The 13,748-nt window shown below is 71.9% G+C and carries 8 protein-coding genes; 4 read left to right on the top strand and 4 right to left on the bottom strand.

Features of this window, described 5'->3' with window-relative positions:
- Nucleotides 1–50 precede the first annotated feature (50 nt).
- Both ACN6LM_RS25345 and ACN6LM_RS25340 read right to left on the bottom strand, forming a co-directional pair.
- On the bottom strand, nt 51–4,328 hold the full coding sequence (locus tag ACN6LM_RS25345; RefSeq protein ID WP_445067692.1) for a discoidin domain-containing protein: 4,278 nt from the start codon (nt 4,326–4,328) through the stop codon (nt 51–53).
- Between the two features lie 328 nt (nt 4,329–4,656).
- Nucleotides 4,657–5,517, bottom strand: coding sequence for an SDR family oxidoreductase (locus ACN6LM_RS25340; RefSeq protein WP_445067714.1), 861 nt, complete (start codon nt 5,515–5,517; stop codon nt 4,657–4,659).
- A gap of 89 nt (nt 5,518–5,606) precedes the next feature.
- Between ACN6LM_RS25340 and ACN6LM_RS25335 the strand changes: the two genes are divergently transcribed.
- Nucleotides 5,607–6,338 carry a TetR/AcrR family transcriptional regulator gene (locus ACN6LM_RS25335; protein WP_445067691.1) on the top strand — a complete coding sequence of 244 codons (732 nt, stop codon included), beginning with the start codon at nt 5,607–5,609 and terminating at the stop codon, nt 6,336–6,338.
- Nucleotides 6,339–6,345: 7 nt separating this feature from the next.
- Here the strand turns inward: ACN6LM_RS25335 and ACN6LM_RS25330 are convergent, their stop codons facing one another.
- The gene (locus tag ACN6LM_RS25330; protein ID WP_445067690.1) at nt 6,346–6,828 is read right to left on the bottom strand and encodes a GNAT family N-acetyltransferase; all 483 of its coding nucleotides are present in this window, start codon (nt 6,826–6,828) and stop codon (nt 6,346–6,348) included.
- A gap of 156 nt (nt 6,829–6,984) precedes the next feature.
- Between ACN6LM_RS25330 and ACN6LM_RS25325 the strand changes: the two genes are divergently transcribed.
- Together ACN6LM_RS25325 and pgm are read left to right on the top strand one after the other, a co-directional pair.
- On the top strand, nt 6,985–7,719 hold the full coding sequence (locus ACN6LM_RS25325; protein WP_445067689.1) for a 4'-phosphopantetheinyl transferase family protein: 735 nt from the start codon (nt 6,985–6,987) through the stop codon (nt 7,717–7,719).
- A 46-nt stretch (nt 7,720–7,765) separates the two neighbouring features.
- Complete coding sequence (gene pgm / locus ACN6LM_RS25320; RefSeq protein ID WP_445067688.1) at nt 7,766–9,406, top strand: phosphoglucomutase (alpha-D-glucose-1,6-bisphosphate-dependent); 1,641 nt, start codon at nt 7,766–7,768, stop codon at nt 9,404–9,406.
- Between the two features lie 50 nt (nt 9,407–9,456).
- On the opposite strand, the gene ACN6LM_RS25315 is transcribed toward pgm, so the two are convergent.
- Nucleotides 9,457–11,346 carry a rhamnogalacturonan lyase gene (locus tag ACN6LM_RS25315; RefSeq protein WP_445067687.1) on the bottom strand — a complete coding sequence of 630 codons (1,890 nt, stop codon included), beginning with the start codon at nt 11,344–11,346 and terminating at the stop codon, nt 9,457–9,459.
- A gap of 198 nt (nt 11,347–11,544) precedes the next feature.
- Here ACN6LM_RS25315 and ACN6LM_RS25310 point away from each other — a divergent pair, with 198 nt between their 5' ends.
- Nucleotides 11,545–13,617: a SpoIIE family protein phosphatase gene (locus ACN6LM_RS25310; protein WP_445067686.1), complete on the top strand. Its 2,073-nt coding sequence runs from the start codon at nt 11,545–11,547 to the stop codon at nt 13,615–13,617.
- Nucleotides 13,618–13,748: the final 131 nt, after the last annotated feature.

Below are 13,748 nucleotides of genomic sequence, written 5' to 3'. Positions count from 1 at the left end.
CACGGGGCGCCGCCCGGCGGACCGGACGACGCCCCTGTGTGCGGTGGTTGCTACGGGTTGATGTTGATCTTCATGGTGGACGTCGTGTTCTTCACGTCCTGGGCGTTGTCGCTGAACCTGAGCCCGTTGAAGGTGACCTCACCGACGGCGGGTCCCTGGCCGGCCTCGGGCATCTCGTTGGCCCACAGCCCGAAGCCGGACTTGGCGTCGAAGGCGTCCCCGCTCTTGTGGGCGCCGGAGATGGAGATGTCGGTCAGGATGGTGTCCTTGATCGGGAACTGCGGCCGGCCTCCCACGTAGTTGGTCTGGAACATGATGCCGCTGTACGTCGGGGCGACGATGTCGACGTGGTTGATCCGGATGCCCTGGAAGACCTTGGAGGCGGAGAACAGCCAGATGCCGGGGAAGGTCTGCGTGCCCCAGAAGTGGCCGCCGGAGCGGACCACGGAGACGTTCTCGACCGTCGTCGGGCCGGTCCCGAAGCCGTTCATCGGGTAGCCGAAGTCGAGCGAGCTGACGGTGATCCCCGAGTACACCAGGGTGTCCGCGATGCGGATGTTGCGGAAGGTGTTGTCGTAGCCGCCGTAGACGGCCACACCTGCCGCGCGCCAGGTCAGGAGCGAGGTGAGGTTCTCGTAGACGTTGTTCTTCATGTCCGCGCCGCCGGCGTCGATCGCCGAGAACAGCGCGAAGCTGTCGTCACCGGTGGCCCGCGACTCGTTGTTGACGACGTGGTTGTCGGTCGAGCCGTTGGTCATGTTGATGCCGTCGGCGAACGTGTCGCGGATACGGGAGTTCTTGATGGTGACGCTGTCGGTGTTGGCGCCCCAGTAGAGGCACACCGTGTGCTCGTTCCAGATGTTGTCGATGACCATGTCCGACACGTTGGAGAAGTCGAACACCTTGCCCGGTCCGTCGATACGCGAGGTGTAGTTCCCGAAGTACGCGAAGTTCGCGAACGTCGAGCCCTTGGCGCTCGCTTCGGCCCGGAAGCCGATGTCGGTGTTCTCCTGCGTGGAGGGCGCGTGGAACCTGGTGTACCAGGGCCCCGCACCGATCACCTTGACGGCCTTGCCGTACACCTGGAACTTGCTCGCGGTCTGGTAGTCGCCCGCGGGCAGATAGACGCCCACCAGCTTGCCCGTGGTGTCCATGCGCACCTTGTCCAGGGCGTTCTGGACGTCCTGATGGGTGAAGCCGGCCGGAACGGCGTAGGCGGCCGGGTCCGGGTTGGCGATCTGGGTGGCCTGCTCCAGGCTCACGAAGTCGATCGCGTAGGTGCTGGTGTTCGCCGTGTCCTTCTGGAGCCGGATCCTGCTGCCCGCCGGGACGGTCCTGCCCAGCATCACGTTGGCCTCGTCGTAGATGTGCCGGGGCGAACCGGAGCCCGGGGAGTTGCCGGGGCCGGTTTCGGCGCCGTACAGCCAGGCGTACTTCGAGGTCAGATCGATGGTCTTGAGGAAGGTGCCGTCCACGTAGACGCTGAGCGTGGAGTCGATGCCGCCACCGCCCGCCGAGTCCGGGATGGAGTAGCGGGTCACCAGGGTGTTGGTGCTGGCCCGGGTGGTGAACTCGACGTAGTTGCCGGTGCTGTTCAGCGTGACCGCCTTGCGGCCCGACGCCTCGCCCGCGATGTCGCCGACGGTCCTGTTCGGCCCCACGACCTTCGCACCGCCGCCGGTGACACCGTCCTCCGCCTCGTAGGTGTCGTACGGCATGTTGGCGCCGCGCCCGACGAAGAAGGAGCTGCTGACGGTGTTGTTCCCGCGCTTGACCGGCAGCTCCTCGGCGTCGTCCGCGACGACCGTCTTCACGGTGTACGAGCCGTTGGCCGCCGTCCAGGACCCCAGGTTCACCGGGGCGCTGGTGGCGCCCGCGGCGATCGAGCCGTTGTAGCCGCCGGTGAGGGTCTTCACCGTGGCGCCCTTGGCGTCGAGCAGGGTCACGGTGACGGCGTGGCCGCCCGAGGCGGAGGCGACCGTGCCCTGGTTCCGGATGGCGACGGAGAAGGTGACGTTGTCACCCTGGGCCGGTGCGGACGGCGAGGTGGTGACCGCGGTGGGCACCAGGTCGGAGCTGGCGACCGGCTTGACGACCAGACCGGAGGCGCTGGTGTAGGTGTTGTCGGTCTCGTTCTGCTCGATGATCTGGTTGTCCGGGTCGGCGACCGCGCTCAGCGTGTAGGTGCCCGCATCGCGCGCCCCGATGCCGGCGCTGACCTGTGTGGAGGCACCTGCGGCGAGCGCGCCCACGGTGGCGGTCGCGACCTTGGTGCCGCCGAGCCGGAATTCGAGCTTGCCCGCCGGGGCGGCGACGGCGCCGGTGTTCCGCACCGTCGCGGTGAGCGTGACCGGGTCCGACTCGACGGGGGCGGCCGGGCTCGCGGTGACCCCGCTGACCTGGAGGTTCGGGTTGGGGGCCGGGGCGCCCAGCACCTGGAACTCCGCGACCTGCCCGGCGGGCGCGCCGGTGTTGGAGGTGAACTTCAGCTGGACGTCGGCGACCCGGGCCTCCACCGGGATCGTCACCGTGTTGCCGCCGGCCGGGCTGAACGCGTAGTCCTTGGCGGCGACCAGGCCGGTGAAGGACGAGGCGCTCTGCTCGCGGCCGAGGACCTGGATGTTCTGGGTCCTGGCCCCCCAGGCGCTGTCCGGGTTGAGCTTCACGACGACGCTCCGGGTGTCGGCGTTGGCGCCCAGCTTCACCGTCAGGGTGTTGGGGTAGCTGCCGCCGGCGCCTTCCCAGTAGGTGGAGAGCTGGTTGTCGTTGGCGTTCTCCGCGACGAAGGTGTGCACCACGGAGGAGGCGGTGATGGGCTTGCCGACGGCGAGATCGGAGGCCGCGCCGGTGGAGCCGTTGCGGGTGACGGTGTTGCTGTCGCCCGAGACGTTGCCCGCCGCGTCCTTGGCCCGTACGACGTACGACACGGTGGTGCCTGTGGGCTGGGTGTCGGTGTAGGTGGTGACGTCGCCGGCCACGGTCTTGCGCAGCACGTTGTTGGCGTAGATGTCGTATCCGGTGACGCCCTTGTTGTCGGTGGACGCCGTCCAGGCCAGTTTGATCTGCCCGGAGGCCGGCTCGGTGAAGCTCAGGTTCGCCGGTGCGGTGGGCGCCTGGGTGTCGCCGGTGTCTCCCGTGCGGGTGACGGTGTTGCTGTTGCCGGAGACGTTGCCCGCGGCGTCCTTGGCCCGTACGAAGTACGAGACGGTGGAGCCGCCCGGCCGGGTGTCGGTGTACGTGGTGACGTCACCGGCGACGCTGGTCAGCAGGGTGTTGTCGGCGTAGATGTCGTAACCCGTGACGGCGGTGTCGTCCGTCGAGGGCTTCCAGGTCAGCTTGATCTGCCCGGTGGCCGGTTCGGTGTACGCCAGCTGCGCCGGGGCGGTCGGCGCCTGGGTGTCGCCGGTCTCGGGGCCGTATATCTCCAGCTCGGAGACCTGGGCGCCGGGCTGGACGGTGTTGGCCGTGACCAGGACGCGGACGTACCGGGTGGTGGTGGCGTCGAAGGTGATCGTCGCCGTCTCGGAGGCGGGGGCGAAGGTGTACGCCTTGGCCTGGGTCAGGTCCGTGAAGTCGGACCCGTTGGCGCTGCCCTGGATCTTCAGCGTCTGGCTGCGGGTCTCCCAGCCGTCGGGCAGCCGCAGCACCACGCGGTCGACCCGCACCGAGGAGCCCAGGTCGGCTTGGAGCCACTGCGGGAACTCGTTGTTGCGGCTCTCCCAGTAGCTGGCCCGGTTGCCGTCGTTGGCGTTGGCCGCGATGTACGTCTGGGTGTTGCTGCTGGCCGTGAGCGGGCGCCCGGCGGCCAGGTTCACCGAGGACTCCGCCGCCGCCCGGACCTCGAGTTCGGCGAGCTGGCCGTTGTCGGAGGCGGTGTTCGCGGTGATGTCGGCACGGACGAAGCGGGTCCGGGTGGCCGGGAGGCCGATGGTGACCGTGTTGGAGCTGCCCGGTGCGAAGGAGTAGGAGGCCGAGGTCTTCAGCGTGGAGAAGCTGGTGCCGTCGGCGCTGCCCTGGAGGGAGAGCGTCTGGCGGCGGGCCGACCAGTCGGCGGGGAGCTTCAGCGTGACCTGGTCGATGCGGGTGACCTCGCCCAGGTCGCTCTGAACCCACTGGGGCAGGGACTTGCCCGACCCCTCCCAGTAGGTGGACTGCTGTCCGTCGGCGATGTTCCCGGCGGACTTTCCGCTGCTCGCGGCGGCGCGGTGGCCGGCGGCGATGTTCGGGCCGCCGGCGGCCGAGGCGTTCAGCGCCGGCCAGGCGACCATCATCAGGCTGGTGGAGACGGTCGCGGAAAGGATCCGCCATCTCCGGCGTCGCGTTCTCATCTGTCCCCGATCTGCTGCCTCGGCGCAGGGCGGCCGAGGCGCGGCTCAGTCTGCGACCCTGTCGGTACATGAATTCCTGCACCGACAGGATGACCTTTTGCGTTTTGCGGTCAGAGAGTTGCAGAGAATTGACGCGGAGTCCACCACTCCGGCAGAACTCGGCGCCCTCGCGGACCTGGCCCGCACGGATCAACTGGCCCGACAGACGGGGCATTTGACAACAGGTCTGCCGAAGCGGCCGGACGCGACCACACCCGCAAGCAATTTGCGTAAATCTGCAAACCCATGAAAGGTGCCAGCTCGGAGGGCGCCCGCCCCGAGGCCCGGCCTATTCGGCCCAGGCGCGTTCCAGCAGCGCATGGAAGGCGGCGGGCTCCCGGCCGATCAGTCGGGCCAGGGTCGGATCGACGGCGGCGAACTCACCTCTCCGCGCCGCCGCGAAGATGCTCAGCATCAGGTCGGCGATCGGGGCCGGGGCACCGTGCGCCAGGGCCTGCCCACGGAAGGCGTCGCCGGGCACGACCGTGCGGGTGAAGGGCCGCCCGGCAACCTGCGCCGCCATCCCGGCGACGGCGTCGAAGTCGAGCGCCGCCGGACCGGTGAGCGGCGGCGTGGGCCCCTCGAACCGCCCCTCCTCGACCAGGATCACCGCGGTGGCCTCGGCGAGGTCGTCGTGGCCGGTCCAGGCGACGGGGCCGTCGGCGGGGAGGGCGATGTCGCCGCTGCGGCGGGCGGCCTCCAGGAACCGCAGGGCGCTTGCGGCGTAGAAGCCGTTCCGGAGCGCGGTCCAGGGCCGCCCGGTGGCGCGCAGCAGATCCTCCGTCCGGGCGTGGTCGCGGCACGCCTGGAAGCGGGAGTCGTGGGCGGCTCCCGCCTGACTCGTGTACAGGATGCGGCCGGCCCCGGCCTTCACGGCGGCGTCGATCGCGGCGCGGTGACCGTTGACGCACTCCTCGCCCGTGCGGTCGAGGGAGACGAGCAGCAACTGGTTGGCACCCTCGAAGGCGTGCGCGAGCGAGGCGGGGTCGTCGAAGCTGCCCCGCCGGACGCGGACACCCCGGTCCGCGAGATCCCCGGCCTTGCGGGGGTCGCGGACACTGACGCCGACACGGTCGGCGGGGACGCGCTCCAAGAGGCGCTCGACCGTACGGCGGCCGAGCTTTCCGGTGGCTCCGGTGACGATGATCACGGCGTTCTCCAAGCGTTGTTTCCGATGGAATCACTTTCAAGGTAACACCGGAACTAACACCGGAAGCAAACGTCGGATATCATCGATACATGCCTCACCGTGAGTCCCCCGCCGACCCTCGCCGCCGCATCATCGAGGCGGCCGTGGAGCTGCTGGAGAGCGGCGGCCCCGGCGCGGTGAGCACCCGCGCGGTCGCCGCCGCGGCCGGGATGCAGCCGCCGGCCATCTACCGCCACTTCGGCGACAAGGACGGGCTGCTGGAGGCGGTCGCCGAGTACGGCTACGCGCGGTTCCTGGAGAGCAAGCGCGCACAGTTCGACCCGGCGCCGCAGGACCCGGTGGAGGAGCTGCGCCACGGCTGGGACATGGTGGTGGAGTTCGGGATCTCGCGGCCCGAGCTGTTCGCCGTGATGAACAGGGCCACCGGCTCGGCGTCGGACGCGGCGCACCACGCCGGTCTGGAAATCCTTCGCGGCCGCGTGCGCCGGCTGGCGGCCGCGGGATGGCTGCGGGTCGACGAGGAGCTGGCCGCCCAGATCATCCAGGCCACCGGCCGGGGCGGGGTCACCACCTGGCACTCCACCCCCGTGGAACGCCGTGATCCGGTGCTGCTGACCGTCCTGCGCGAGTCCATGGTCGCCGCGGTCACCCGTGCCGAGCCGGTGGTCCCCGCCACGGAGTCCGGCCCCGCCCCGGCCGCCCGCGCGCTGCGCGCCGCCCTCCCCGACGACACCGGCGTCCTGAGCGAGGCCGAGCAGCGCCTGCTGCACGAGTGGCTGACGCGCCTGGCGGGGGACGGCGGCAGCCCGCCGGGGGCGTGAGCTCGGCTCATCGGCCGAGCGGTGCCCACCGGTAGCGGACGTCCGGCTCGTTCTCCTCATTCCGGCTGCCGTCGTCGAAGGCGACCGCGGTGAACCCGTGGCGCTCGTAGAAGGACCGGGCCCCGGTGTTGCGCTGGAAGGTGTACAGGGTGAGGCCGTCGGGAGCGGCCTCCTTGGCCGCCGCCAGCAGGAGCGAGCCGACACCCCGGCGGCGCAGACCGGGGCCGATGTAGAGGTGTTCCAGCTCGGAGCCGTCCAGCGAGACGAAGCCGGCGGTCCGCACGTCCCCGCCCTCGTGGGTCTCGGCCACTCGGACGTCGGTGCCGGGCAGCACCACATGGGTCATCCAGGCAAGGGTCGCCTCGTCGCTGTGCACGCGGGCCAGATACGGCATGGCGGCGGCGCGGGAGGCGAGGAAGAGCCGGGTGAGGGGCTCGGCGTCGTCCGCCCGGGCCTTCCGGAGCACAGCAGGAAGGCTGTCCGACGGCATGGGTTCTCTCCTGTCCGAGGGGCCGCCGCCAGGAGCGCGGGGCGCACGGTGATCGAACATACGTCGGGCACGTTCCGGATCTCCATAGGATAAGAGCGCCCCTGCTCCGCCGGTGCCCGCCCGGGGCGCCCGTCCCGCCGAGGAAACGACGTAACGGTGTACCAGCCCCACGTGTTCACGCTGACCGAGGACGGCTACCGGGGTCCCGCGCCCTCCTGGAGTTCCAGCGCCCCCTCCCTGTGGCTGGTGGACCCGGAACGCGCGGCCGAGGCCGCCCGGCTCCTCGCGCCGAAGATCCTCGACGCCTCGGAGCTCGCCCGGGCGGAGCGGCTGGCCTTCCCCGCGGACCGGGCGTGCTACACCGCCGCCCACCTGGCCCTGCGCCTGCTGCTCGGCGCCCGCCAGGGCGTCGCCCCGGAGGCCGTACGGCTGACACGGGAGCGCTGCCCCTCCTGCGACGGCCCGCACGGCCGGCCCGCGACCGGCGGCGGCACGCACTTCTCCCTCTCCCACACCCGGGGCGTCGCGCTGCTGGCGTTCGCGGGCGTCCCGGTCGGGGTGGACGTGGAGCGCCTCCCCGAGGCGCGGGTGGTCACGGAGGTCGCCGGGCAGCTGCATCCCGCCGAGGCGGCCGAGCTGGCCGCACTGCCGCGGGAGGAGCGGCCCGCCGCCTTCGCCCGGGTGTGGACCCGCAAGGAGGCGTACCTCAAGGGTGAGGGCACCGGCCTGGCGGGCGGCCTGCACCGCGAGCACGTCGGCACCGGCCCGTGCCCGCTCGGCCCGCCGGGCTGGGCCGTCACCGATGTCGCCGTCCCCGCCGGGTACGCGGCGGCGGTGGCCGTCGGCACGGCGGGGCGGGCGTCCGCCGGGGGGGCCGACCGGCGAAAATGACCGCACGGGCACATCGCACCGACCGACCGATACGGAGGAGTGGCAGATGCCGCACGCACGAGCCGGACAGCAGGCGCGCCCCGAGGACCTGACCGATGTGGCACGGCTGGTGACGGCGTACTACGCGCTGCACCCCGATCCGGCCGAGCCCGGCCAGCGGGTCGCGTTCGGAACCTCCGGGCACCGCGGTTCGTCGACCGCCACCGCGTTCAACGAGGACCACATCGCGGCGACCAGCCAGGCGATCAGCGAGTACCGGGCCCTCCGGGGCACGGACGGGCCGCTGTTCCTGGGGGCGGACACGCACGCCCTGTCGGAGCCGGCCCGGGTCACCGCCCTGGAGGTGTTCGCCGCCAACGACGTGCGCGTCCTCATCGACTCCGAGGACGGGTACACCCCGACGCCCGCGGTCTCGCACGCCATCCTCACGTACAACCGCGGCCGCGCCTCCGGCCTCGCGGACGGCGTCGTGGTCACCCCGTCGCACAACCCGCCGGGCGACGGCGGCTTCAAGTACAACCCGCCGAGCGGCGGGCCGGCCGGTTCGGAGGCGACGGGCTGGATCCAGGACCGGGCCAACGAGATCATCACCAACGGGCTCAAGGACGTCCGCCGGGTGCCGTACGCGCGGGCGCTCGCCGCCTCCACCACCGGGAGGTACGACTTCCTCGGCACCTATGTGGCGGATCTGCCCTCCGTCCTGGACCTGGAAGCGGTGCGCGGGGCGGGGGTGCGCATCGGCGCCGACCCGCTGGGCGGTGCGTCGGTCGCGTACTGGGGGCGGATCGCCGAGCAGCACCGGCTGGATCTGACCGTGGTCAACCCGCTGACCGACCCCACCTGGCGGTTCATGACGCTGGACTGGGACGGGAAGATCCGGATGGACTGCTCGTCGCCGCACGCGATGGCCTCGCTGATCGCTCAGCGCGACCGCTACCAGATCGCCACCGGCAACGACGCCGACGCCGACCGGCACGGCATCGTCACCCCGGACGCCGGGCTGATGAACCCGAACCACTATCTCGCCGTGGCCATCAACTACCTCTACGCGCACCGCCAGGACTGGCCGTCCCGGGCGGGCGTCGGCAAGACCCTCGTGTCGTCCGGAATGATCGACCGGGTCGCCGCCGACCTCGGCCGGGAGCTGGTCGAGGTGCCGGTCGGCTTCAAGTGGTTCGTGGACGGGCTGGCCGACGGCTCGCTGGGCTTCGGCGGCGAGGAGTCGGCCGGGGCGTCGTTCCTTCGCCGGGACGGCTCGGTGTGGACGACCGACAAGGACGGCATCCTGCTCGCGCTCCTGGCCTCCGAGATCCAGGCGGTGACAGGCGAGTCGCCGTCCCAGCACTACGCCGCGCTGACCGCCCGCTTCGGCGAGCCCGCCTATGCGCGGATCGACGCCCCGGCGGACCGCGAGCAGAAGGCGGTGCTGGCACGTCTCTCCCCCGAGCAGGTCGGCGCGGACACGCTCGCCGGTGAGCCGGTGACCGCCGTGCTCACCACGGCACCGGGCAACGGGGCCGCGATCGGCGGGATCAAGGTGACCACCGAGAACGCGTGGTTCGCCGCCCGCCCCTCGGGCACCGAGGACGTCTACAAGGTGTACGCGGAGTCCTTCCGGGGCGCCGGGCACCTGGCGCAGGTACAGGAAGAGGCCAAGGCCGTGGTCTCGGCGGCGCTGGGCGCCTGACCCCGGCGGGCCCGCCCTCCCGGCACGGTACCGGGAGGGCGGACTTCACCTCAGGGGGTCCACACCGCGGGCCTCGGGGCGGCCGCCATGCCGTTGCCGAGGAAGAAGCCGGGGTGCGGGGGCTGGTTGTAGGCGGTGTTCTGCCAGGCCAGCGCGGTGCGGTAGGTGGTGTCGTGGAGCAGGGTGGTGATCCTGGTGCTGGTCTCGTACGGCGTGGAGTAGATCCGCAGCGCGGTGTTGCCGGTGGTCGCCCAGACCACCTCCTCGCGCCAGTCGCCGAACAGGTCGCCGGAGATGACCGGTGTGGACTTCGTGCCGTTGTTGGAGCGGACCGAGGAACCGGTCAGCAGGCGGGTGTCACCGGAGGTGCCGTACTTGTCGATGTGGGTGCCGTCCAGCAGTTCCCGGGTGGTGTCGCCGTCCCACCAGGCCAGGAAGTTGGTGCTGGAGGGCTTGCGGTTCGCGACCATCGTGCCGTGCGGGTCGCGTATCCCGGAGACCGCTGACGACCAGGACTCGGCACCCGGGCTGCCCGCCCAGATGTCGTCGCTGACACCGCGTCCGTTGTCGCCGCCGGAGGGCGTCGACCAGATGATCTGCCCGGTCCTCGCGTCGGCCATCCAGGACGAGGGCTTCGAGCCGTCCTCGTCCACCTTGAACTCCTCCAGGCCCGGGCGCGCCGGGTCCAGGTCGCCGACGTGCATGGCGTCGCCGTGGCCGTTCCTCGTCGTCCAGAGGGAGCGGCCGTCGTCGTCCACGGCCATGGCGCCGTAGACGATCTCGTCCCTGCCGTCGCCGTCGACGTCGGCCACCGACAACTGGTGGTTGCCCTGGCCGTCGTAACCTCGGCCGGTGTTGGTGGAGCTGTTGGTGTCGAAGGTCCAGCGCCGGGTGAAGGCCCCGCCGCGCCAGTCCCAGGCGGCGATCACCGTACGCGTGTAGTAGCCGCGTGCCATGATCAGTGAGGGCCTGCCGCCGTCCAGGTAAGCGGTGCCGGCCAGGAAGCGGTCGACGCGGTTGCCGTAGCTGTCGCCCCAGGAGGAGACGGTGCCGCGTGCGGGGACGTAGTCGACGGTGCCCATGGCGGCGCCCGTGAGGCCGTTGAACATGGTGAGGTATTCGGGGCCGGACAGGACGTAGCCGGAGGAGTTGCGGTGGTCGGCCGACGCGCTGCCGATGACCGTGCCCCTGCCGTCGACGCTGCCGTCGGCGGTCTTCATCGCCACCTCGGCCCGACCGTCGCCGTCGTAGTCGTACACCTGGAACTGCGTGTAGTGCGCGCCGGAGCGGATGTTGCGGCCCAGGTCGATCCGCCACAGCCGGGTGCCGTCGAGCTTGACGCCGTCCACGACGGTGTTGCCGGTGTAGCCGGACTGGGAGTTGTCCTTGGCGTTGGTGGGCTGCCACTTCAGTACGAAGTCGAGCGCGCCGTCGCCGTCGAGGTCGCCGACGGAGGCGTCGTTGGCCTCGTAGGTGTAGGAGACGCCGTCGGGGGTGGTGCCGCCCGGGGGCGGGCTGATGGGCACGTCCTTGTACCCGGCGCGGAACTGGATCGCGTGCACGGAGTCGCTCTGTTCGACGCCGCCGACCACCGCGCGCACGGTGTAGTCGGCCGAGTTGGGGGCGCCGCTGTGGAAGTAGTCGGTCGAGCCGGTGATGGGCGAGGCGTTGACCTTCGTACCGGCGCGGTAGACGTTGAAGGCGACGGAGTCCGGGTCGGTGGCGAGCCAGCGCCAGCTGATGAGGTTGCCGGAGTCGGTGTGCACGCTGACGACGCCCCGGTCCAGGGCCTCCACCTGGCGTGCGGTCGCGGCGTGCGAGGTCTGGCCGGTGACGACCAGTCCGGCGGCGGCGAGGAGTCCGGCGGTGACGGCGCCGAGCAGGGTGCGGGTCCGGGTGGTACGGCGTCTGCGGGGAGTGCGGGGTTGCCCTTGAGCCACGGTACGTGCCTTCCGGTGTGGGGGTGGGTGGGGTACCCCTCAGTGGCCGCCGGGCGCGGAAAGGTTGCCGCCCCGGGCGATCCCGTACGCCCTCACCCGTTCGGCGCCGCGCGGTGGCGGGCCCGGCCCGGGGGCGCGCACGCTGTCCGGAGTGCTGCCGATCGCCAGGGGCGGCGGAGCCCGTTGGGGGGTGCGGACGTGTCGGACACCGGAACCACGGCCCCTGGCGCGGACCCGGGGGACGACATGGCGGGGGCGCTGCTCGACACGTTGTTCAGCCAGTCAGCGGTCGGACTGCACGTCCTGGACACCGGTCTGCGGGTCGTCCGCGTCAATGCCCTCACCGAGGGCGTGGACCCCGGCCGGATCGTCGGGCTGCACTTCACCGACGCGTACCGGCTCGACGACCCGCGGGAGGCGGAACGCCTGCTGGACCAGGTGCTGGAGACGGGCACTCCGGTGCTCAACCAGACCATCCGCGGCCGCCTCGCCCTGTCCACCGGCCCTTCCCGCAGCCTGAACGTCACCCTGCACCGTCTGGACGCCGACGACGGCCGCCCGCTCGGTGTGCTGGCGGCCGTGGTCGACGTCAACGAGCGGGAGAAGGCGCATGTCCGGGCCGATGTGCTGGCGGCCGTGCGGCGGGGGGCGGGCCACTCCCTGGATGTGGCGGCGACCTGCGAGGGGCTGGTGTCGGCACTGGTACCCGCGTTCGCCGACCTGGCCGTGGTCGAAGTGGTGGACGATGTGCTGCGCGGCGCCGATCCGCCGCTGAGCCCGCTGGACCGGGACGTACCGCTGCGGCGTGCGGCGGTGCGGGGCACGGGCGCGGCGCCGGACAGCCTGGTCGGTGAGCTGCGCCGGGTGCCCGAGGCGACCCCGTTCGCCCTGGCCGTCACGGATCTGCGGCCCCGGCTGGTCGAGCTGGGCCCCGACACGCCATGGCTGGACGCCGACCCGGCGACGCGCCGGATGATCGAGGCGACCGGGGCGCACTCGATGATCGTGGCGCCGCTGAAGCTGCACGGATCCGTGCTCGGCCTGGTGAGCGTGTACCGGCACCGGGGCGATCCGTACAACGAGCGCGACCTCACCCTTGCGCTGACCGCCGCCGCGCACACGGCGCTGAGCATCGAGAACGCGCTGCGCTACGCCCGGGAGCACGTGATCGCCTCGACCGTCCAGCGCCGGCTGCTCCCCCAGCACGAGGGAGAGCGGGTCGCGATCGAGACCGCGCACATCCTGCTGCCGGGGCGCAACAGCGGCTGCTGGTTCGACACGATCGGCCTCTCCGGCGCCCGGACGGCGCTCATCATCGGCAACGTCGCCGGACACGGGTTGCAGACGGCCATCACGATGGGGCAGTTGCGCACCGTCATCCACGCGCTGGCGGGGCTCGACCTGGAGCCCGACGAGGTGCTGGCCCGGCTCAACGACACGGCCGACCGGCTGGTGAAGGAGCGCCGGATGCTGCCGCCGGGTGACTCCCTGCACCGCCAGCCGCTGACGGCCACCTGCCTGTACGCGGTCTACGACCCGTTCACTCAGGTGTGCACGGTGGCGCGTGCCGGGCATCCCGCGCCGGTGGCCGTCGGGCCGGACGGGCGCCCGTTGGTGCTGGACGTGCCGGAGGGGCCGGCGCTCTTCTCGGAGGACAGCGCGCCCTTCGCGACGGGTTCGGTGCGGCTGGACGAGGGCAGTGTGCTGGCGTTCCTGACCGGTTCGCTGCTGCCCGAGGAGCGGTCGGTGGAGCGGGTGCGGGAGGCCCTGGCCTTTCCGGAGCGCCGGCTGCGGGACCTGTGCGACGCGATCGTGTACAACCTGCCGGCCGAGGCCGACCCGGACGGGGCCGCGCTGCTGCTCGCCCGGACGGGCGTGGTGCCGCCGGACCGGGTGGCGACCTGGGAGCTGGCCCACGACCGGACGACTCCGGCGGTCGCCCGCACCCTGGTCCGGGACCGGCTGGAGGGCTGGGACCTCGGTGAGGACACCGTCGAGGCGACCGAGCTGATCGTCAGCGAGCTGATCACCAACGCGGTCCGCTACGGGACGCCCCCCCTCCAACTGCGGCTGCTGCTGGACCGCTCGCTGACCTGCGAGGTGCACGACACCAGCCCGGTGGCCCCGCATCTGCGGCACGCCCGGACGGTTGACGAGGGCGGGCGCGGGCTGTTCATCGTGTCGCAGCTCGCCAACCACTGGGGCACCCGCTACAGCGTGAACGGCAAGGCGCTGTGGACGGAGCAGGAGATCCCGGAAGAGGACTCCTGACGGTCGGTGGGCGCATCGGCGGGCATACGGGTGCGGGGGGGGGGGGGGGGGGGGGGGGGGGGGGGGGGGGGGGGGGGGGGGGGGGGGGGGGGGGGGGGGGGGGGGGGGGGGGGGGGGGGGGGGGGGGGGGG

This window comes from Streptomyces sp. SAS_281 (assembly GCF_052542855.1).
Note: the sequence above shows the minus strand (reverse complement) of the source record. Positions and strands in the feature narration are given on the sequence as shown.